General features: G+C 52.9%; 35 protein-coding genes. All 35 read left to right on the top strand.

From position 1 onward, the window contains the following. The first annotated feature begins 12 nt into the window (after window positions 1-12). The 35 genes from KNO87_RS09060 (at window position 13) to KNO87_RS08890 (ending at window position 19,787) form a co-directional block, all read left to right on the top strand. Window positions 13-918, top strand: coding sequence for a recombinase RecT (locus tag KNO87_RS09060; protein ID WP_214795225.1), 906 nt, complete (start codon window positions 13-15; stop codon window positions 916-918). After that, a complete protein-coding gene (locus tag KNO87_RS09055) occupies window positions 915-1,085 on the top strand; it encodes a hypothetical protein (protein ID WP_214795223.1) in 171 nt (56 codons plus the stop codon). Before KNO87_RS09060 ends, KNO87_RS09055 begins: the two co-directional genes overlap by 4 nt. Continuing rightward, entirely contained in the window at window positions 1,078-1,500 is a 423-nt protein-coding gene (locus KNO87_RS09050) for a single-stranded DNA-binding protein (RefSeq protein WP_214795221.1), read from the top strand. The genes KNO87_RS09055 and KNO87_RS09050 overlap by 8 nt, the downstream gene beginning before the upstream one ends. Further along, window positions 1,497-2,132 carry a hypothetical protein gene (locus KNO87_RS09045; protein ID WP_214795219.1) on the top strand — a complete coding sequence of 212 codons (636 nt, stop codon included), beginning with the start codon at window positions 1,497-1,499 and terminating at the stop codon, window positions 2,130-2,132. Before KNO87_RS09050 ends, KNO87_RS09045 begins: the two co-directional genes overlap by 4 nt. 1 nt (window position 2,133) lies before the next feature. Beyond that, a complete protein-coding gene (locus KNO87_RS09040) occupies window positions 2,134-3,111 on the top strand; it encodes a DnaD domain-containing protein (RefSeq protein ID WP_214795216.1) in 978 nt (325 codons plus the stop codon). Beyond that, a complete protein-coding gene (locus KNO87_RS09035; RefSeq protein ID WP_214795214.1) occupies window positions 3,108-3,488 on the top strand; it encodes a hypothetical protein in 381 nt (126 codons plus the stop codon). The genes KNO87_RS09040 and KNO87_RS09035 overlap by 4 nt, the downstream gene beginning before the upstream one ends. Window position 3,489: 1 nt before the next feature. Then, window positions 3,490-3,894, top strand: a complete 405-nt coding sequence (locus tag KNO87_RS09030) for a hypothetical protein (RefSeq protein ID WP_214795212.1) — start codon at window positions 3,490-3,492, stop codon at window positions 3,892-3,894. Window positions 3,895-3,933: 39 nt separating this feature from the next. Further along, window positions 3,934-4,092 carry a hypothetical protein gene (locus tag KNO87_RS09025; RefSeq protein WP_214795210.1) on the top strand — a complete coding sequence of 53 codons (159 nt, stop codon included), beginning with the start codon at window positions 3,934-3,936 and terminating at the stop codon, window positions 4,090-4,092. Between the two features lie 160 nt (window positions 4,093-4,252). Further along, a complete protein-coding gene (locus tag KNO87_RS09020; protein ID WP_214795208.1) occupies window positions 4,253-4,747 on the top strand; it encodes a hypothetical protein in 495 nt (164 codons plus the stop codon). Next, the gene (locus KNO87_RS09015) at window positions 4,737-5,204 is read left to right on the top strand and encodes a hypothetical protein (RefSeq protein WP_214795206.1); all 468 of its coding nucleotides are present in this window, start codon (window positions 4,737-4,739) and stop codon (window positions 5,202-5,204) included. The genes KNO87_RS09020 and KNO87_RS09015 overlap by 11 nt, the downstream gene beginning before the upstream one ends. 46 nt (window positions 5,205-5,250) lie before the next feature. Then, a complete protein-coding gene (locus KNO87_RS15580) occupies window positions 5,251-5,697 on the top strand; it encodes a helix-turn-helix domain-containing protein (protein WP_214795204.1) in 447 nt (148 codons plus the stop codon). Window positions 5,698-5,759: 62 nt separating this feature from the next. Continuing rightward, window positions 5,760-6,575 carry a helix-turn-helix domain-containing protein gene (locus tag KNO87_RS09005; protein WP_214795202.1) on the top strand — a complete coding sequence of 272 codons (816 nt, stop codon included), beginning with the start codon at window positions 5,760-5,762 and terminating at the stop codon, window positions 6,573-6,575. Continuing rightward, window positions 6,572-7,066, top strand: a complete 495-nt coding sequence (locus KNO87_RS09000; protein ID WP_251126789.1) for a DUF3310 domain-containing protein — start codon at window positions 6,572-6,574, stop codon at window positions 7,064-7,066. Before KNO87_RS09005 ends, KNO87_RS09000 begins: the two co-directional genes overlap by 4 nt. Further along, window positions 7,063-7,209, top strand: coding sequence for a hypothetical protein (locus KNO87_RS08995; RefSeq protein ID WP_214795200.1), 147 nt, complete (start codon window positions 7,063-7,065; stop codon window positions 7,207-7,209). The genes KNO87_RS09000 and KNO87_RS08995 overlap by 4 nt, the downstream gene beginning before the upstream one ends. Further along, a complete protein-coding gene (locus tag KNO87_RS08990) occupies window positions 7,206-7,577 on the top strand; it encodes a YopX family protein (RefSeq protein WP_214795198.1) in 372 nt (123 codons plus the stop codon). The genes KNO87_RS08995 and KNO87_RS08990 overlap by 4 nt, the downstream gene beginning before the upstream one ends. After that, on the top strand, window positions 7,574-8,089 hold the full coding sequence (locus KNO87_RS08985) for a Holliday junction resolvase RecU (RefSeq protein ID WP_214795197.1): 516 nt from the start codon (window positions 7,574-7,576) through the stop codon (window positions 8,087-8,089). Before KNO87_RS08990 ends, KNO87_RS08985 begins: the two co-directional genes overlap by 4 nt. 84 nt (window positions 8,090-8,173) lie before the next feature. Continuing rightward, a complete protein-coding gene (locus KNO87_RS08980) occupies window positions 8,174-8,389 on the top strand; it encodes a hypothetical protein (protein ID WP_214795194.1) in 216 nt (71 codons plus the stop codon). Window positions 8,390-8,411: 22 nt separating this feature from the next. Beyond that, complete coding sequence (locus KNO87_RS08975) at window positions 8,412-8,591, top strand: hypothetical protein (RefSeq protein WP_214795192.1); 180 nt, start codon at window positions 8,412-8,414, stop codon at window positions 8,589-8,591. Between the two features lie 74 nt (window positions 8,592-8,665). Further along, entirely contained in the window at window positions 8,666-9,025 is a 360-nt protein-coding gene (locus tag KNO87_RS08970; RefSeq protein WP_214795190.1) for a hypothetical protein, read from the top strand. Window positions 9,026-9,038: 13 nt separating this feature from the next. Next, complete coding sequence (locus tag KNO87_RS08965) at window positions 9,039-9,284, top strand: hypothetical protein (RefSeq protein WP_214795188.1); 246 nt, start codon at window positions 9,039-9,041, stop codon at window positions 9,282-9,284. After that, the gene (locus KNO87_RS08960; protein WP_214795186.1) at window positions 9,281-9,823 is read left to right on the top strand and encodes a dUTP diphosphatase; all 543 of its coding nucleotides are present in this window, start codon (window positions 9,281-9,283) and stop codon (window positions 9,821-9,823) included. Before KNO87_RS08965 ends, KNO87_RS08960 begins: the two co-directional genes overlap by 4 nt. Window positions 9,824-9,998: 175 nt before the next feature. Beyond that, window positions 9,999-10,184, top strand: a complete 186-nt coding sequence (locus KNO87_RS08955) for a hypothetical protein (RefSeq protein WP_214795184.1) — start codon at window positions 9,999-10,001, stop codon at window positions 10,182-10,184. Between the two features lie 287 nt (window positions 10,185-10,471). Continuing rightward, window positions 10,472-10,960 carry a terminase small subunit gene (locus KNO87_RS08950; protein ID WP_214795182.1) on the top strand — a complete coding sequence of 163 codons (489 nt, stop codon included), beginning with the start codon at window positions 10,472-10,474 and terminating at the stop codon, window positions 10,958-10,960. Further along, window positions 10,953-12,215: a PBSX family phage terminase large subunit gene (locus KNO87_RS08945; protein ID WP_214795180.1), complete on the top strand. Its 1,263-nt coding sequence runs from the start codon at window positions 10,953-10,955 to the stop codon at window positions 12,213-12,215. The genes KNO87_RS08950 and KNO87_RS08945 overlap by 8 nt, the downstream gene beginning before the upstream one ends. Before the next feature lie 15 nt (window positions 12,216-12,230). Further along, complete coding sequence (locus KNO87_RS08940; RefSeq protein ID WP_214795178.1) at window positions 12,231-13,649, top strand: phage portal protein; 1,419 nt, start codon at window positions 12,231-12,233, stop codon at window positions 13,647-13,649. Further along, window positions 13,649-14,542, top strand: a complete 894-nt coding sequence (locus KNO87_RS08935; RefSeq protein ID WP_214795176.1) for a phage minor head protein — start codon at window positions 13,649-13,651, stop codon at window positions 14,540-14,542. The genes KNO87_RS08940 and KNO87_RS08935 overlap by 1 nt, the downstream gene beginning before the upstream one ends. A gap of 20 nt (window positions 14,543-14,562) precedes the next feature. Beyond that, window positions 14,563-15,588: an XkdF-like putative serine protease domain-containing protein gene (locus KNO87_RS08930; protein ID WP_214795174.1), complete on the top strand. Its 1,026-nt coding sequence runs from the start codon at window positions 14,563-14,565 to the stop codon at window positions 15,586-15,588. 16 nt (window positions 15,589-15,604) lie between these two features. Continuing rightward, window positions 15,605-16,525: a phage major capsid family protein gene (locus KNO87_RS08925; RefSeq protein WP_214795172.1), complete on the top strand. Its 921-nt coding sequence runs from the start codon at window positions 15,605-15,607 to the stop codon at window positions 16,523-16,525. Window positions 16,526-16,592: 67 nt separating this feature from the next. After that, window positions 16,593-16,706, top strand: coding sequence for a Rho termination factor N-terminal domain-containing protein (locus tag KNO87_RS08920; protein WP_214795169.1), 114 nt, complete (start codon window positions 16,593-16,595; stop codon window positions 16,704-16,706). After that, complete coding sequence (gene yqbG, locus KNO87_RS08915) at window positions 16,707-17,078, top strand: protein YqbG (protein ID WP_214795167.1); 372 nt, start codon at window positions 16,707-16,709, stop codon at window positions 17,076-17,078. Continuing rightward, window positions 17,075-17,413, top strand: coding sequence for a DUF3599 family protein (locus KNO87_RS08910; protein ID WP_214795165.1), 339 nt, complete (start codon window positions 17,075-17,077; stop codon window positions 17,411-17,413). Before yqbG ends, KNO87_RS08910 begins: the two co-directional genes overlap by 4 nt. Then, entirely contained in the window at window positions 17,410-17,805 is a 396-nt protein-coding gene (locus KNO87_RS08905) for a hypothetical protein (protein ID WP_214795163.1), read from the top strand. The genes KNO87_RS08910 and KNO87_RS08905 overlap by 4 nt, the downstream gene beginning before the upstream one ends. Further along, on the top strand, window positions 17,805-18,275 hold the full coding sequence (locus KNO87_RS08900) for a hypothetical protein (RefSeq protein WP_214795161.1): 471 nt from the start codon (window positions 17,805-17,807) through the stop codon (window positions 18,273-18,275). Before KNO87_RS08905 ends, KNO87_RS08900 begins: the two co-directional genes overlap by 1 nt. Before the next feature lie 13 nt (window positions 18,276-18,288). Next, a complete protein-coding gene (locus KNO87_RS08895; protein ID WP_214795159.1) occupies window positions 18,289-19,353 on the top strand; it encodes a phage tail sheath subtilisin-like domain-containing protein in 1,065 nt (354 codons plus the stop codon). After that, window positions 19,353-19,787, top strand: coding sequence for a phage tail tube protein (locus tag KNO87_RS08890; RefSeq protein ID WP_214795157.1), 435 nt, complete (start codon window positions 19,353-19,355; stop codon window positions 19,785-19,787). The genes KNO87_RS08895 and KNO87_RS08890 overlap by 1 nt, the downstream gene beginning before the upstream one ends. The last annotated feature ends 9 nt before the right edge of the window (window positions 19,788-19,796 follow it).

The following is a 19,796-nucleotide window of genomic DNA, read 5'->3' as shown; positions in this document are numbered from 1 at the left end:
GGAGGAACCATCATGGCCAACACAGCAGATGCAAAAACAGCACTCGCAAATCGGACCCAACAACAGGCGCAAACACCAGCCCTGACACCTGAAAAAGGACTCGAGCGGATGCTCGCCGCTAACTATAAGGCGATTCAATCACTCGTACCGAAACACGTCACACCCGAACGTCTCACACGACTCGGACTTAACGCCGCGAGTCGAAACCCAAAATTGTTCGAATGTGAACCAATGACTCTCGTTGGTGCCATCGTCAACTGTGCGGCACTAGGTGTCGAACCAAACCTCATCGGTCATGCCTACATCCTTCCTTTCTGGAATGGGAAGACGAAGCGGATGGAGGCACAGTTCCAACTCGGATTTAAGGGAGCGATTGACCTCGCTCGTCGCTCAGGTGAGCTCAAGCAGTTATATGCACATGAAGTGTACGAAGGAGACGATTTCCATTACTCGTACGGACTGAACAAAGATCTTCACCATATACCGAACGGCGAAGATGACCCCGATAAAGTGACTCACTTCTACGCAGTTTATCACTTGAAAGATGGCGGTTCAGATTTTGTCGTCATGAGTCGTAATCAGGTCGAGAAGCACCGTGACCGTTTCACGAAGTCAAAGGACAAGACGGGCAACGTATTCGGTCCTTGGAAGGATCACTTCATCGAGATGTCACGTAAAACAGTCATCCTCAAGTTACTCAAAACTGCTCCGTTGTCAATCGAACGAGAGGACGGTCACTTGCAACCAGTCGGGGAACTTATCGCAGCCGATAACAGCGTCTCGACTATCCGCCAATCATCAGTCACTCAAGAAGGTGTCATCGATAGTTCATATGTAGATACGAAACACGACGCGGAAGTGGGGCCGGAAGTCATCGAGGCACAGCAAGAAATGCCATTCGAGGTGAATGGACAATGACCCCATTTGAAGAGCAAGAAACTGTAGAAGAAGTCATCGAGTTTGATACGCAGGCATCGGAACACTGGGGCTTGGAGCAAGAACAAGCCCTGATGCGTGACATTGACCGACGCAAGAACGTATTTTATCCAACCAAAGGTGAGAGGGAGACGATTAAACATGATTAACCGAGTTCTATTAGTAGGCAGACTGACACGAGATCCAGAGATGCGATATACCCAGAGCGGCATCGCCGTCGCACGATTCACATTAGCGTGTGACCGTCCGTTCGGCGGACAGGACGGCAAGAAAGAGACGGACTTTATCGACTGTACGGTATGGCGCAAGCAAGCCGAGAACGTCGCCCAGTATTTGAAGAAGGGCAACATGGCAGGTGTTGACGGACGCTTGCAAATCAGCAGCTATGAAGGACAGGACGGACAGAAACGACAGCGTGCCGAGGTGGTCGCTGATAGTGTCCGCTTCCTCGAACCGAAAGGACAGGGGCAATCGTCAGCACCGAGTCAGTCAAAGACGGCAAATGATCATGATGCTTTCTCGAGTGACGGAGCGATTGATTTCGAAGGGGAGCTTCCGTTTTGACTAAGAGAAGACTTGGCTCGAAAAAGTATTGGACCGACGAACGGATAGAGAAAGCAATCACGGAAGTGATGTGTTCGTTGCAAATTGGCCATATGCCGAGCTCGGAGCAAGTGAAGCAAGTAACTCAAGATGATTCCTTGCACAACGCGATTTGCAAACACGGCTCGTACAGAGGTTGGGCTAAGAAATTAAACATCAAAACTAAGTCTTCGGATACGAATAAAGGTAACGACTTCGAGGATTTTATCGGAGATAAGTTAACTGATTTAGGATTTGAGGTTTCTAAGACAACCACGAAACATCCTTACGATTTGCTAGTCAACGGGACGACAAAAGTTGATGTGAAAGTAGGTTCTTCATATCTTCTTCGCGGCGAAAGTCGAGTCGTCACCTTTGCGACGAACAAGAAACAGCCAACTTGCGATTTCTACATCTGTGTCCGCCTCGATGAAGATGAACAGATTGAGAAAATCCATGTGATCCCATCTCACGAAGCAAGAGTTGTATCAATTTGTATGGGTGAGAAAAGTAAATACGACGCGTACTTGGACCGTTACGATCTGCTAGGTAAACACCATGAAATGGTTAGTACGCTAACGCTTAACAGTATTTATGAGCAAGGAGTGAAATGAAATGGGCGTATACCGACCCGTCCAAACGGAGTTTTGGACAGACCCGAAAGTGGTCGAGGAGTTCACACCGGAAGACAGACTGTTCTACCTGTACCTCCTCACGAACCCGAGCACGACACAGATTGGCATCTACCAGATCACGAAGAAGACGATGGCCTTCGAACTTGGATATTCCATCGAAAGCATCAACGCCTTGATGGACCGGTTCATCCGCCATCACAAACTCATCGACTACAATCCCGAGACTCGTGAGGTCGTCATCCTCAATTGGGGTAAGCACAACTTCAAACGAGCGGGGAAACCGATTGTCGACCTGGTGACCAAGGAACTGCGTAACGTCAAGCATCGCCCATACATTCAACTGGTCGCGCCACATGTTCCGGTCGACTCGATACGGGAAATTTACGAATCGTGGTACGAATCGTCGACGAATCGTGGTACGAATCGGGGGCAAACAAAAGAAGAAGAAGAAACAAAAGAAGAAACAAAAGAAGAAACAAAAGAAGAAGAAAAAGAAAAAGGTGCAAATGACGAATCGTCAACATCGCCTCGGAACGAATTGGCTGACTTGGTTTCTTTCTTTCAAACCGAAGGATTCGGCAATGCGACGACTTTCATCATCGACGAGATGCGATACGAACTCGAAGATTCTTCTTACGATGTCGTTCGCTACGCACTGGAACAGAGTGTGACCAATGGGGTCCGCAACTGGAACTATGCCAAGAAGATCATCAAGGACAAACGAGAGAAAAACTTGTTGACGCGTGAAGCCATCGAGGCATTTGAAGCGAAACGAATGCAGCCGAAACGGGGTTACGGACAACAGGAGACGGCAATGAAAGACGCTCCCGCTTGGCTCGAAGAAGAGGCTACCAAACAACGGGAGCACGACAAGCGCCGACAAGACGAATTAGCCGCCAGTGTGCCGGACGACGAGGAGATGCAAAAGATGTTCGCCGAGTTGCGAGGTGGCTCATGAACAAGCTGGAGATTGAGCCGCATATCGTGCAATCCTTCGGTCACGACTATCGGACGAGCCGAGAGCGTGTCAATGACATCGCCAAGCGTCACCACGTCGACCGAAAGACCATCTACAAATACGCCAAGCTGCATGGGTGGGTCCGCCCCACTCATGTGTACGCTGGCAACGGTGTACAGGCGAGAATCCTTCCGTTCCGTGACCTCTATCATGCGTATTACGAAGAGGTGCTCTCGATGAAGGAGATTGCCAAACGCTATGGCTGCCATGAACGGGTCGTGAAGCGTTCGATGGACCACCACGAGTTGAAGCAAATGCCCAAGAGCGAACGGATCCAGATGAAACGACACTTTGAACAGGCAAAGGGAGGACGTTGAGATGATGGAGTATTATTCCAAAACAGATAGTTGGACTGAAGCGATGCGACTCTTGAAAGAACATCTCGCTGACTGCGCACCGCACAATAACGTTTACTTCGTTTACAGCGAACATGAAGAACGCTACATGATCACACATCACGAAGACGAAATATCTGATTGGATTCATGAATCTTGGATGGACGGAGCTTGCGAGTTGTCACCTGAGGAAGAAGCTAGTTCATTTCATGTCTATTGTTACGTCCACGAAGATGCAACGAATAGACACCCGAGTCTTTATAAGGGATATAAAGCAACCTTGTTGAACACCGAAAATCCAATCTACCGAAGACGAATAACTGTCAACCCTGAACATTCCGTAAGTTTTGAGATAGATGTCCACAATTTAGGCGGGATTGGTATATAACCGCTGCCAAATGACTTTACTAGATAGGAGGACGCTGACATGCACTACGAACGGACAGAAGGCACGACACGCTATCTACTCTTTCCAGACAGGCTGACGCTCCACGTCATCGTCGACAACCGTATCAAGGACGTGAAGGACGTCTCCGAAGACGAACTGTACACCCTGCTCGACTCGAGCGTGTGGGTGCTCAAATGAACCGCCGCAAGAAGAAGCCGCAAACTTTTGTCCGGTATCGGGGAACGCGCGAAGTGTTCCTCATCCGGTACGAGGGAGACACGCGGATCACCCTATATCACGACATGAGCCAGCAAGAGTTGCAACGTCACCTGAAAGAGGGCTGGGAGGTACAACGTACATGGACAAACGCATGAAGCGGAAGATACTGACACTTTACTCGAACGGCATGAACGCACACGACATCACGATCCAACATAACTTAGACCCACGTGCCGAATACACGGTCACGACGATGGAAGTCGCTGACGTACTTAGGGAGATGGGCGCGGTCGACCCGACGAAGCGCATCCCACAGAAACCCGAGATTCAACCCGACATGCCGAAACGCTTCATCTCGATCAGTGAGAGCAAGAAACAGCGCTCGAAGCACAAGATGAAGAAGAAGCGGGAGCTAACGGAAGACGCCAAGCATTGGCACTCGCTCGCCTGCGGTTTCGTGAGAAGCGGCTATAAGGCGTTGCGGTGCCGTGACATCTACAAATTAGAACGACTCATCAAACAATACGAGGCGATGGGCTATACGCAGGTCGGGGAGATCACCTCGGACTTCGCTTTCGACGGCGACACATACCTCGCTGTCATGAAGAAAGGAGACACACCGGATGCAAGATGAACTATTGAGCACGAGACTCAGCAAGAAGGAGCGCAAGCGCATCGAGCGTCTCCTCTTCGACTACCACCGCATGCCATCGAAAATCGAGTCGGCCAAGATGCGCGCCGAGCAAGCGACGACCACGACGGCAAGTTACAGCCTACGGGAGGGGAGCGGCTCGTCCGCTCCGTCTGACCCGACGTTCAACGCCGTTCACAAGCGTTCAGAGGTCGAACAGATGGAACGCCTACGGCAATTGCTCGAAGACCAATACGACCTCATTACGGACGACGAGCGCTATATCTGGAACCATGTATACCATCCCCGTCACCGCTTCACACCAGAGCGGACGGCGGCGGCATTATCCATCTCACGGCAGCATTACTTCAATTTACGCAACCGCCTCATCTCGCAAGTGGCGAGCGTGCTCGAAGGGAAATACGATGTGACTTTTTGGGAGAGTGAACGACATGATTGACGAAGAACTCGGCGCATTGGTCGAGGACAAGGACATCCCGTACAGCGTGCAGCTACAACTCATCAAAAAACGCACGGAACGGGGCATGTCACCTCTCCAGATTGCCCGACTCATGGGATTGAAGAAGAAGGACATCCAAGCCGTTGTGAAGGAGCACGGATGGACGGCGAAACGGGAGATCGAGAAGGTCGGCAACGGCAGACCGCCCCGACCGTCCGAGAAGACCGAATGGCGCATGCAGGAGATGAAACAACTCGCTCGTGAGGGCTACAACCGCAAGCAGATCGGCGCCCTCCTCGGCATCGACCGAAGCTATGTCGACACGCTCTGCCGTCGCTACGGCATCAAGACAGTGAGTCAGCTCGAACAGATCGAGAAACTATATGCCAAAGGCTGGAGCCAAGTGAAGATTGCCGAAGAGCTCGGCGTCTCGAAACAACGCATCAGCGAGATGATTAAACGCCACGACTTGAAGAAGGGAGCCAAACCATGACGACGGAAATCGACCATAACCCTATCATCCCGAGTGTTGTCCGCAAGCAGTATCAGCGGGGCATGAGCCTGCCTGAACTGTGCCGACTCTACGACACGGTGGAGACAACGATCCGCCCACTTATCGAAGGTGTCAAGCAGGATTCGAGAGACGGCGAATCACTAGAGGAACAAGAAGACATGGAGTTTGTGGCGCAAGTCCGTGAACTCGTCGAAGAGGAAAAGATGTCAGCACGCGCCACGGCAGAAGTGCTCGGTGTCTCCGCTTCGAAAATCAAACGCATTATCCAAGAGAACGGGATTCAGTTAGACGCAAGAAGTCGAGTCAGCAAACAGGGAGAAAAGCTTAAACGGGAAGTGATCGGCAATCGTATGAAAGAACTCTTTGACAAGGGTTTGAACATTAATGACATCTGTAAGGAAATCGGTATCACCAACCCGACCTATTACGTCATCAACAAGGAACTGGGATTAGGACTCACACGAGGCAGGGGACGTCGTCGTGGTTCGACACGAGAGAATGTGCACCAGAAGAAACAGGCGAACAAGAAGCCGAAAGCCCCGAACCTCATCCACCCACTCGACCAAAAGGAGGAACCACCCGTGAAAGAGACGACAGCCAGCCTAGAAAGCGCCGTCACGGCGTTCAAGCCCGAAGAGGTGCCAGAGGTAATCGGCACCGTCCAAAAGCATATCGAGCACAAGAAGCCGTCCACACGCGTCATCAACCGCGACAAGGACGTCTGGGCGGAGTATCTGACGGCACGCTCGCAGGAGATTCACGACGTGACGCACGATGTCGAGGTGGTCGTGGAGGACGGCAAGCTGATCGAGCGCACGGTGATTCAATACACGTTGGAAAGGGAGTTGAAGAAATGAAGATGATTAAAGGTGGAACGTATCTCATAAAGCACAACACTTATTCACACCAAGGAAAGTTGATTTGCAAAGGAGATGCGGTAGTCCTCAGAGATTATAACTCCTCAGCGGAGAGAGTGATGATTGAATTTGATGGTTCGTTATGCTGGTTGGATCCAGAGTTTTTAGAACCGATTGATGGTGACGCGCCGGTTGAATCCGAAAACGGACCACAAGATGAAATACTAGTTAGCGGAGTGTTGATTGAACCGATTGAAAAAGCAACATTCGAGTTCGTCGCTTCTGCTTCCAAACCCGCGCACTACGACACGGGCATCGACACGATCGACTTCCTACGCGCCAACTGCCCACCCGAACAGGTGGAGGGCTTCCTGCGGGGGAACGCGCTGAAATACCTCCAGCGGTATGACAAGAAGAATGGCGTGGATGACCTACGCAAGGCGAAACATTACGTTGAGATGCTGATTGAAGAACTGGAGGGGCGAGAATGACGATGCTCTACGGACTGACTGCCATCGCGATCGGCATCTACGCCATCATGCTCCAGAATCGCATCGACGAGTTGAAGGGCGAGAACGAGCGGTTGATGGACTGCATCATCGAGATTGAGAAGGAAACGGGGGAGCGGGAATGAGGGAGATTAAATATCGCTACATCGTGACAGAACCAGCCAAAAACATCACGCATCGTTTGTATCACACGCTAGAAGGAATCGAAAGGCTAGACCCGAATCATCAAATTTTCAAACCGAGTTACGAGATTGTGTCTAGGGATTTGTATACAGGGTTTAAGGACAAGGACGGAACTGAAATTTATGAAGGTGATATTACTGAACGCATGGATTGGGACCAATTAGTTTTCGGTAAAGTCGAAAGAGATATTGATGGGACTTGGCTATTAATTGAAGAATATGGAGCTGTATTTTTGAGGCATTTACTAGAGTTAGTTGCGGTGGCTGGAAATGTCCACGAACATCCTTACCTGCTGGAGGTGGACGAATGACCACGAGTGTAAAAAACCGAGGCAAGGACCTCGAAGCCCTCGTCATCCAGAGTAACCACGTGTATCGGATGCGGCAGGAGGCGTTGATCCACCAGGCGCATGCCGAGGTCAAGACGATACGTGGACGCAAAGGGCAAATCGTCAACGCGTTCCACAAGGGCAAGGCAGGGCTCGACTTCTACGGTATCGCAGACGGCAATTACATCACGTTCGACACGAAGCAGACGGCGAACAAGACGAGCTTCCCGCTCGGCAACATCGAGCATCATCAGTACAACACGGTCGTGGAGACGGACAAGGCGGGCGGCATCGCCTTCCTGCTCGTCCGCTTCTCCTACTGGGGCGAGACGTACTACCTGTCAGCCGAACAGCTACGGCACTGGTGGACGCAGAAAGAGCGCAGGAGCATTCCGTATCAGTGGTTCGTGGAAAATTGCAAGGTGGTGCGGAGTCAGAGTGCGGCGGCGCTCGATTGGTTGAGTGTCGTCAGGGAGGAGCTAGGCAGTGATTGAGTGGAGCGAGACAGGTATTGCGCTGTTCCTGATTGGGATATTCGGGGTGATGGCGATCAAGTTGCTACAGGAGGGGAACGAGAGATGACGTTAGAGATTATCGAGCACGAGAAACGTGTCAATCATCTCCGCATCAAGTACCAGGGTGTCGTCGTCGCAGACGGCATCCGGTGCCCGAGCGGACGCATCGAGGTACGACCACGAGAGCAGCACTTCCCGCATCATCGGACGAATCGGGTGCTCGACGAGGGGCAACTGAGGGAGTTCGTGCTTTTATCGGAGATAGCGAAGGAAAGATAAATTTTATAGGAGAGTGATTGTGGTGAGTAGCAAATTTGAAAAGATGAACCAAGTTGAACGTGAAGTGAGAAATCGGCGTTTGTTAAATCGGTATCTCCAGATGTACTGGCGTGTGGTAGAAAAAGACACGAATGAAGAACTTCAATTACAAGAACTTGAACACGAAATCTTAAACCGGATGAACGGGAAAACTGACCAATAAAATTATGAATTGACCAGAAGGTGCCAATAAAAGAGCTTGGTGGTTCGTCCATCAAGCTCAAAGGAGGCGAGGGCATGGAGCATCATATCTATGCGGCGACACACGGCGATCAGTTCGGCAACATGGAAGTCGGGTCGTACCAAGGCGACCCGCTTCACCTGTTTGTCTACTGGCAGGCAGTCACGGACAAGAAGGGGAAGACGCTCATCCTCAAATGCTCGCATTGGGCGGGTACCGATGCCCCGAACGCAGGGTACGAGATTCTAGGCGAATGGGATGACGAGGCGAAGGCGCGATTCGAGGCAGAACGGCAGAAGTTGATGGTGAAGCATTACGTGACGGATGAAGCGCCAGTGAAGCGCGAGACGAAGCCGACACCTGTGACGAGGGTTGAACCCTTGGAACGGGAAGACGGGCAAATGAGACTATTTTAGGAGGATGAGGCAGATGGATGAATACAAGGCGTCACAACCATCAATATTTATCGTGACGACACTAGATTTTGCGTATGACCCACCATTAAAGAAAATCATTTACGCAGGATTGAGTATGGTGGATTCAAAATTAGCATTTCGAGCCTATCAGCAAGTCGCGGAAGATGACGAGAATCTTGAAGTGCATTGGGATATAGCGGAAGGTCATGAATTTTACGTGTTGGAGAGACAACGCAGACAGAAGGAGGAAATGAAATGATTTTATCAGAGCAGACGTTTATCGAGTTGGCAGGCAAGCAGGGAGTGTTGGATGCGAAGATTAAGGCGGATAAAGGTATTGCGGAACTACCGCTTGAACGGATCGAGTTGGCATACCGTGTGGAAGCAGCTGAGTGCGTGAACGAGATGAAGGGTGACATGAAGTATTGGAGCGACAAGCCGATGAACCGAGAGGCGTTTCTGGAAGAGTTTGTGGACGCATTGCACTTTTATTTAAGTTACACGAATCATATTATTGAGAACCGCCCGTATTTTTCTGGAATGAATCTACACTCGGCGTTTGATGATTTAGTAGGCGATGTCGAAGCTAATCGATACTTCATCGAAGGTATACCTAATGGAAAAGTGGAATATTGGGAGTTGGCGAGTGCAGTTCTATGTGCCGAAGAGATTGAAGAGTCTTTCGCTAATCTCTTAACGCTCGTATTTTGTTATAACTACACCGAACAGGACATCATCGACACGTACAATCGTAAGAACGCTGTGAACCATGACCGTAGCGACTCGGGGGTGTACTGATGCCACTCGAGACACAGGAGACCCTACGCGCATTGATCGAGCAGAATAGACGCATCGCAGGCTACGCACCGAACTGCGACTGCGGCAACGAGGCGACGTTGCAACAGCCTGATATTTTCGGAGGGACGACGGGGTATTGCCAAGCGTGTTATGACGCGTTGGGAGGTGAGGGGGAGTGAAAGAGTATGCGGTATACAAGGGAGACGAGTTGCTTGTCATCGGAACGGTTGACGAGTGTGCAGAGAAACTAGGAGTGCAGCGGAACACGATTCTGTTTTACACCTACCCGACCTATCAACGACGGCTTAAAAAGCGCAAGGCATCGAACAATGTGAGGAATGTGGTCGTGCTGACCGATTAACTTTACTAATCATGTACGAATCGTGTACGCGCGTCACGCATATAGAGGATAGACTAAGAGAGTAGAGGACTCGGAGACGTTCCCAACCGCCGACGAAAACGGACGCTCCGAGGACTCGCATTAAAAGTTCCGTCTCGTTCGAGGCGTACCCCATTAAACGATCAACCCGAGATTGCTTACGAGCACTCGGGTATTTTTGTGCCTAGAATACCGCTCACGTGTCGACTCTCCCTAGACAACCCCCAACGTGCGCGGCCTTGTAGACATAAACGAAAGGAGGCGATGAGATGAGCGAATTGAACGACAAACAGCGGCGGTTTGCTCATGAGTACATCGTCGACTTGAACGCAACAAAAGCGGCAATCAGAGCGGGATATAGCGAGAAGACGGCAAGGAGCCAAGGGCAAAGGTTGTTGACGAATGTTGACATTTTGAAATTGGTGGAAGATTTGATGCAACAGAAGGACGACGAACTCATCGCAAAGCAGGATGAAGTACTCCGCTATCTCACGAAGGTTATGAGACGAGAAGAACCTGAGCACACCGCTGTCGTCATCAAAAAGTCGGCGTCCAAATGGGTCGAAGGTCCGGACGGAAAACCGAAGAAGGTCACGGAGTCATGGGAAGAACCTCAGCTTGTAGCGTTCCCGACAAAAGTCACTGATGCCAACAGAGCAGCGGAACTCATCGGCAAACGCTATGCATTATTCACAGATCGGCAGGAAGTCGAAGTGACGACGCCAGTCTTCGTCGAGGATGTGCCTGTCGATGACTAAGGCACTCAGCATCAAGCAACTCATCGGTGGCGGGTACAACCGCTTCTGGCATGACCGCTCCTTCTATCGAGTAGTCAAAGGGTCACGGGGTTCGAAGAAGTCGAAGACGACCGCGCTCAACATTGTCGAACGGACGATGAAACATCCGTGGGCGAACACACTTGTCGTGCGCCGTTACTCGAACACACTCGGTCAGTCGGCTTACACCGACCTCAAATGGGCGATTCAGAAGCTGGGCGTCTCGCATCTATGGAAGACGAACGAATCACTCCCGGAGCTGACGTACAAACCGACAGGGCAGAAGATTCTGTTCCGTGGACTCGATGACCCACTCAAAATCACGTCCATCACCGTCGAACACGGCATCTTGTGCTGGGCATGGTTCGAGGAGGCGTTCGAGATTGAGACGGAAGACAAGTTCTCGACCGTCGTCGAATCGATTCGGGGTAGTTACGACGCGCCGGACTTCTTCAAACAGATCACGGTGACGTTCAACCCATGGAGCGAGCGGCACTGGCTCAAGCGCGTGTTCTTCGATGAGGCGACACGACGGGCGAACACGTTCTCGCTCACGACAACGTTCCGGGTCAACGAATGGCTCGACGAGGCGGATAGGAACCGCTTCGAGGACTTATATAAGACGAACCCGCGCCGTGCCAAGATTGTTTGTGACGGGGAGTGGGGGATTGCCGACGGGCTCGTGTTCGACCGCTTCAAGGTGGAAGAGTTCGAGCGGGACTTGTCACTTGATTCATACATCGGTCTGGACTTCGGGTTCAGCATCGACCCGACCGCGTTTATCGACGTGGCGGTGGACGAGGCGAACAAGCGTCTTTATATCTGTGACGAGCACTATCAACCAGGGATGCTCAACTCAGAGATTGCCGAGATGTTGAAATACAAGCAGGTGCACAAACGCCGTATCGTAGCGGACAGCGCCGAGCCGAAGACGATTGAGGAATTGCGTCGTCTCGGCATCAGCCGTGTCGTACCCGCTCGTAAAGGGAAGGACAGCATCCTCGCCGGTATCCAGAAGATACAGGAGTACGAGATTGTCATCCATCCCCGCTGCACGAACTTCATCATCGAGATCAACAACTATGTATGGGCCAAGGACCGTCTGTCGGGTGACATGCAGAATAAGCCGATTGATGACTACAACCACTTGATGGATGCGCTGAGATATGCGCTGGAATACAAGGACCGCAACACCAAACCGAACGAGCGTCGCGGCAAACGTGTCGCGGCATTCTAACAAGGAGGTGAGCCGATGGGCGCACAGATTTTCGAAGGGAAAGAACACGTCATCCCGATTCAAAAGAACGAGACGCAATTCATCGACAACTCGCAGACATTGCTCTCGCCACCGTATGACAAGAGTATGCTTCGTGCGTTGATGGAGTATTCGACCATCCTCAGCCAATGCAACGATGCGTACAAGCAGAACATCGTTGGGTTCGGGATCAGCCCGAAGTACATCGAGGACGAAACGACGACAGGCGAGACGGAAGCGAAGAAAGCCGAATGGCGACGCATGGAAGACCTACTAAAGTCGCTCAATGACGAGATGCCGTTGAAAGAAGTGTTCGAGACCGCCATCCTGCACCGTGAGGAAGCGGGGGAGGCGTATATCGAAGTGCTTCGTAATTTACGAGGCGAGGTCGTCGGGCTCGAGAACATCGACCCGGTACCGATGCTCGTCACGAAGAAAATGGTCGGAGCGGACGGCAAGAAGTATCGCCGCTATTGCTACCGAGACGGCACGAACGAGGTCTGGTATAAGGCGTTCGGAGATGCGACCCCGCTCAACCTTGATGGCTCGATTGGTGAAGGTGAGAAAGGAACGGCTACAGAAGTGCTGCACCTCAAAATCGGGGACGGCGCTTACGGGGTGCCTCGCTGGATTGGAACGCTCCTCGACATCTTGGGTGATCGGGAAGCAGGTGAGCTGAACTATGACTACTTCATGAACGGTCGTCATACGCCGCTCGCTTTCTTAACAGAGAACGCACAACTGACACCAGAGACCGAAGCGACGTTGAAACAGTACGTCAAGGGCGGCAAGGAAGCGCGACATAAAATCCTTTGGCTCGGTGTTGAGACGACGGTACCGGAAGATATGGACCCGCTCGAGGCATCCAAGAAGAAAGGGCGCGCCGAACTCGTCAAGATGGCGGACGTGCTCCAGGAAGACGCGTTGTTCCTCGAATACAGCGACAAGATGCGCGAGAAGGTGCTTTCGAAGTACCGACTCCCACCGATCTATGTCGGATTGTCGAGTGATTACAATCGGGCCACGGTCGAGACGGCGAAGGAGCTGACGGAAGAACAGGTCTTCCAACCGGAACGGGAAGCCCTCGCGTGGCGCATCAACCGCTTGCTCCGTGACCACGGGTTCCAACATGTCGAAGTGACGCTCGATGCACCGAAAATCGAGAACCCAGACGACACGGCGAAGATTCTTGATGTCCTCGTCAAGGCAGGAGCGGTCGCACCGAACGACGTTCGTGACTTACTCGGTCGCGTGCTCGGGAAAGACCTCGAGCCATTCATCGATGAGTTCTTCAATACACCGAACGGGCAAGGCTCCGAGAAAGCCGCTGAGAACTTGCTGAAAGCCTACGGGTCAAATGACTTGAGTGAACTTGCCGGACAGTTACGCCGTATCCTCCATCGGAGTGACGGCTGATGTGCCAACTCTGCGAGCTCGGTATATGGGCGGAACGGGTGCTGAAGGCGGAAGATGACGAGTTACAGTCGTTTCTCGATGACATGAAGGTCGTGAACGTTAGTTACCTGCTCGAACAGATCAAGACGCTCGAAGTGGCGATTGACGGCCTGCTCGTCGGGCAACAGTCATATCACCTGAGTGTCCTGCTCGATTTGATGGAACGGGGTGAGCTGAATGACGAGAGCATCCTTCGTACGTTCGGGGGCGATGCCTTCGGTGTCCAACTGGCGAACCTCGTCACGACGACGAATACGGCACTCTTGACGGAACTCGTCCCGCTCCTCATGCCGGACAAAGACCTCGGCGTCTCGCAGTATTCCAAGCGAGCGGTCGGGTTCCTCGATGACTGGGGGCCGAAACTCGGGAACCTCATGCAGACGACGGCTCACGAAGCGGTGAGTAACGCCATTCAAGACGTGTTAGCGAGCGGTCAAGGGGTGCCAGCACTCGAACGAAAGTTGCTCGACCTGCCGGAGTTCACACGAGCCCGCGCACGAACGACCGCCATCACGGAAATGCTTCGTGCCTACTCCGTATCGGAACATGAGGCGTATGTGCAGTCACCAAGCGTTGTCGGCATCGAATGGGTGCACACAGGACGACGCAAGAATAAACCCCGTGAGAATCACGTCGCGCTCTCAGGGACCGTCATCGATAAGGTGAACGGTCTTTTTGACGTGGGTGGCTATGCCGCTCGGTTCCCACGTGATCCGGCACTCCCTGCGAAAGAATCGGTCCACTGTCACTGCACGACACGACCGAAAGTGAGTGAGGACATCATCCAACTGTCCGACCTCGAGAAGGAAGTCATACGCCAGAACACGTTGAACGAAATCAACGAAACATTCTAGGGAAAGGGGGTGAGAAAAAGATGCCACGATTGCTCACGAATGCCACAGTCACACACGTCTCCTACGTGAACAAGGGCGCGAACCAGAAGAAGTTCTTCCTTATGAAGAGTTCGGACGAGGCGCCAACGTTCGAGACAGACGTCAAGGTCATCACGAAGCAGGATGACCCGCAGAAGCTCGTGTATGGCGTCGTGTATGAACCGGACGTACCGGACGCACATGACGACTACATGACCGCTGAGGAGATTGAGAAGGCGGCACACGGCTTCATGGAACACTATCGCAACATCGACATGCAGCACGACTTTTCGACGGAAGCGGGCACGGTGGTGCAAAGTTACATCGCTCCGGTGGACATGGTCGTCGAAGGCGAGACCATCGCAAAAGGTAGCTGGGTGCTCGTCACCAAAGCGACCGACACCATGTGGGAAGCCATTCAAAAAGGTGACTTCACCGGATACTCACTCGCTGGGACAGCCGAAGTCGAAGAGATTGCCAAATCCGAACCGAAAACCATCTGGAAACAGGCGAAGACAGTGTTTGCCAACCTTCTTAAAGGAGAGTTGTCGACCCGCTTCACCGAGACTCAGCAGAGCCGCGACATGCGCTCTGCTTTTTCTATGCTCGAAGACATCGTCTATGACGAGTTTTGGAACAACACGCCAGATACGAACCGCATCACGGAGGCGGCCAACGATTTTAACCAGACCATCCTCGCCATCACGGGAGGCACCACGATCACGAAAGGATTGGATGACGACATGAAACCAGAAGATTTAAAAAAAGCGCTCGACGAAGCGCTCGCACCGATTGCCAAGCGACTCGAAGACCTCGAAAAGGGAGACGAGCCGAAACAAGACCCGCCTGCTGACCCAGAGCCAAAAGACGACGCAGCGGTCATCGCAGATGCGATTGCCAAAGCGCTCGAGCCTGTCACAGCGCGCTTAGAAGCAATTGAGAAAGCGAAGCCTGCCGGAAACACGCCAGAGCCAACACACGTCCAGAAAGACGGGGAGCCAGACTACCTCCGTCACTGGAACTCATAAGAAGAGGTGACCAAACATGCCAACAAACACTGACCTTATCAAACAATTAGCCACTATCAAGAAATCGAACGATGTTCGCTTGCCAGCGGATGACGCCCGTGCATTCATGACGGACGCTGTCGGTTCATCTTCGTTCCTCTCGAAACTCGTGCCACACTTTGCGATGTCTGCGACAGGACAACTCGACGAGCTCGGCGTGAAATCACGTCAGATCCGTGAGCATCTCGGAACAGCAACGACACCAGGAAGCCGTGATTCGAAAAACGAGCGCGGAATCCCGTTCGCGTTGACTGCTGTCTACTGGGATGAGTGGATTTCGAACTCGAACGTTGTCTACACGGCGCAAATGCGCGGCCAGAACGTGCGTCAAGCCCTCCTCGCGCTCATTCAGCAACAGTTCGGAGCGGACATCCAAGACCTCGCCCTCAACGGTGACGTGGATTCTGTTGACGAGTTCCTCGGTATCAAAGACGGCTTCTTGAAGAAAGCGGAAGCGACAGCGGTCAACAAGAAAGTTGACTTCGCGGCTATCCCAACCGTCACGGATTTGACGCAGTTCACGAAGAACTACGAAGACAAGTACGTGTCAATGGACTTCAAGTTCATCATGAACCGTGCGACATACCTTGACCTCGTCTCGGCTGTACAGGCTCGTGAGACACAAGTCGGTGATGTGGCGTTCGTCAATGGTCGTTTGGATGCGATTGCTGGGTACGGCATCGAAGTCGTCGAGCATATGCCGTCAAACGTCATCTTGCACACGCCACTTGCGAACTTGAAGCCGGTCTTTGGTTACGACGTTCAATTGAAGTCGGTCGGTGACGACTCAGCCGCTATCGCGAAGGATGCGACGTATCACTTCATGCTCTCGAGCGTGGACTTCGTCATCTTGCAGCCAAAAGCGCTCGGTTACATCGAGTACACTGTCACACCCTGAGCCGCTCATGATGATGGCGTCAGCGCCTAGTGAGCCACGAACGTACACACGTGAGGAGCTTGAGGGCATGACGCGCGACGAGGTCTATGCGATTGCGGTCGAACGAGACATCTCGGGCCGTTCGAGCATGACTAAACCGGAGCTGATTGACGCCATCTTGCTCGATCAAGGAGGGATGTAAATGCCTATCCTCACACCAACGGAGGTCCGTAACAGGACCTCTTTTCTTGTGGTGAAAAACCGCACCGATGAGCAACTGACAGACGACATCCTCGAGGCGGAAGCCTACATCGAGGAATACACGAACACGACGTTCGAGGTAGTGCCTGAGAAGGTACGAGTCGCCTGCATGAAGCTCGCCCAGTATTATGCGCTCTACAACTCGTCCGAGGCGATGCTGAAAGGCTATGAATCGGAACAACTTGACGACTATCAATACAAAATCGGGAAAGATGCACCGTTTCCCGATGTCACGCATCTGCTGAAGGCGTACGTCGAAGAAGCAAGACCATCTGAGAAGGTTGTAACGACGTTCGGGGTGGGCTACCTATGAGCCTCCTATCGATGCTTTCCGACCGTTGCACCATCAAGCGGCAGATTCCGCTCGAACCGAGTTACGACGATTACGGCAACCCCGTGACCGAGACGACACTCGGGACGATTGCAACTAACGTGCCGTGTTACATGGTCCGCAAAACGCACGACCTCATCCAGTCAACGAGTTATCAAACCCTTCGTGAGAACTGGAAAGTGACGTTCTCGATTGATGCGGACATACAGGTGAACGACATCCTCGTCATCGATGACATGGAGTTGGTCGCTGGGACGCCTCGTAACGTGAAGGACCATCACTTGAGCGTATTCGCGACGCAGGACATCGCCCTATGAACGGCTTTGACGAGTTTGCCAAGGATATGGACCAAGTGCTCCGTCACTTCGGCACCGACCTGAACGAGTACGTCGATGCGATGGGCTTTACCTTTTTAGCCGAGGTGCGCCGTGAGATATTGCGGCAACAACTCGTCGACACGCGCTTGATGCTGAATTCGTTTCAGAAAGGCGGTTTCAACAACGTCTGGGAGCGGACGCAGACGGCAATCGAAACGGGCACTGTGACGACCTACGCGAAATTCGTCAATGAGGGGCACTGGACGGTCAATAACAAGTCGTTCGTCCCACCGACGCACTTCTTCGACAACGCGTACCGTATCACCGAACGCATCCTCGAAGCGGATCTACCAAAGAAATTCGACGACTCCATCCGAAAGGGGTTTAGCTGATGAATCCACGACAAAGCTCCCTCATCCGTTACATTCAGACGACGCTCAACGCCCGCTCGGGTGAGCCACAGTACAAAGTGGTGTACGAAGACGAGGTGCCACTTGCCTTTGTAACACCTAGCATCTACGTGACACCCATCCAGTACGACCGCATCACAGGCTCCTCGGGTCAGTCGAAGCGGGAGGCGGTGTGTGCCCTCGTCTTGTACCGTGAGACGCGCAAGAAGGCACACTGGGACGCCTCTTGCGTCATCGATGCGCTTGCCGTCAACGGCTACAAGGTGCCGCATTACGAAGGCTCGACCAAGACGGACAGCTTCCTCAAGATTCGGGACGCGTCCGTCCGCATGGTCGAAGGTGGACCCACGAACGTCAAGGCGGCGGTACTCACGCTCGTCTGGCACGAATGGGCGGACATCGACAAAGAACGCGGTCCGCTCATGCAACAGATCAACAACGAATTAGCATAAAGGAGGCAACGATATGCCGACATGGGACAAGACCACTGACCCGATTTTGCCGGGTCTGTATTTACTCTTAGAACGTGCCGCCGAGCGGGTCATCCGTCCGGGCGAACGGGGCATCATCGCCATGGTCGCCGACTCATCCATCGCTGAGAAACGCGGTGCGGTGCATGAGGTAACGACAGCGAAACAGATCGCCGACACGCTAGGCACGAACAAGGCGCACGCCGAGCTCGCCCTACAAGGCGGTGCATCAAAGCTCATCCTCTACGTCCGAAACGACGCGGAGGCACTCGAGGACGCGCTCGAACAACTCTCACCGTATTATTTCGACGGCTTCGCACTCGGCTATGATGCCGTGAAAGCGGACGTCGACGCACTCAAGGTGTGGCGCGCCCAGATGAAAGCCGATGGGCGTCACTTTGTGGCGTTTGCGGGCAACGCGTGGGGACTCGCAGACGATGCGGCGGTTGAGCTCGTCTACTCGACAGCGAAGCATGAGGACATCATGCACGTGGGTCTGGGCGTCTCGGACGCTTCAGGCGACCAATATTCAGGCGGTCAGCTCGCCGCGTATCTCGCAGGCGTACAGGGCGCGAAAGGGCTTGGCGAAGGGTCACTCACCCGTCAGGTCATCCCGTTCGCCGTGGACGTGGAACGCCGTCTCACGAAAGCGCAGCGCGAGAACTTCTACACGGAGGGTATCGCGGTACCGATTCACAACGGCATCGATGTGGTGCTCGAAGGGGCTATCACATCTGACGCGACAGGCTTCAACAAAGGGAAATTGCGTATCGCCTACAATGCGGCCGTGTACCAGGAGACGCTCACGTATGCAGTCGAGTCGGGCTTTATCGGCAAAATCAACAACGATGCGGACGGACGAGCGGTGCTTCTCGCTGCTATCGAAGAGTTCAACAACCGCCTGAAACGGGCGGGCGTCCTGTCGCAAGACACAGAGACCATCATTCACCCCGACTTCCCGCCGGTCGGTGAGTCGATCTACCTGCTCACGTCAGGTGAGTTCATCGATGCGGCTGAGAAGTTCTTCTTCGAATTCGTCGCAAGTGGAGGTGCTAACTAATGCGGAACGGTCATGAAACGTATGTAGGGGATGAGATGGCGATTTATGTCGACGGCGTGTTCGCTGGCTATATCGACCGCTTCACCCTTCGTGTGGACTACGACATCAAGAAGGTGCGGATTCCACGCGTCAAACTGACACAACATAAGGTCGCGGGCGGTGAGGCGTCTGGTGAGATGGGCGGTTTTCTTTATAACGCGGCTCTCCAACAGGCGGCACTCTCGTACCTCGGCAATGGCAAGAAGCGCTTGATCTCGGTGACGGGTTCGATGCGTAACTTGGACACGATGGAAGCCGGTACGGTCACGGCGAGCGGCATCGTCTTCCAGTCGGCGGACCTCGCAAACTGGGAAGTCGGGACCGAGGTTAAAATCTCGCAACCGTTCTTCGCGGCAGATGTATCGATCAAAGGATTCCAAACACCACGCGCATGAGGCGGGCAC

Source organism: Exiguobacterium sp. s34 (genome assembly GCF_018617435.1).
In the GTDB taxonomy this organism is placed as follows: Bacteria; Bacillota; Bacilli; order Exiguobacteriales; family Exiguobacteriaceae; genus Exiguobacterium; species Exiguobacterium aestuarii.
Note: the sequence above shows the minus strand (reverse complement) of the source record. Positions and strands in the feature narration are given on the sequence as shown.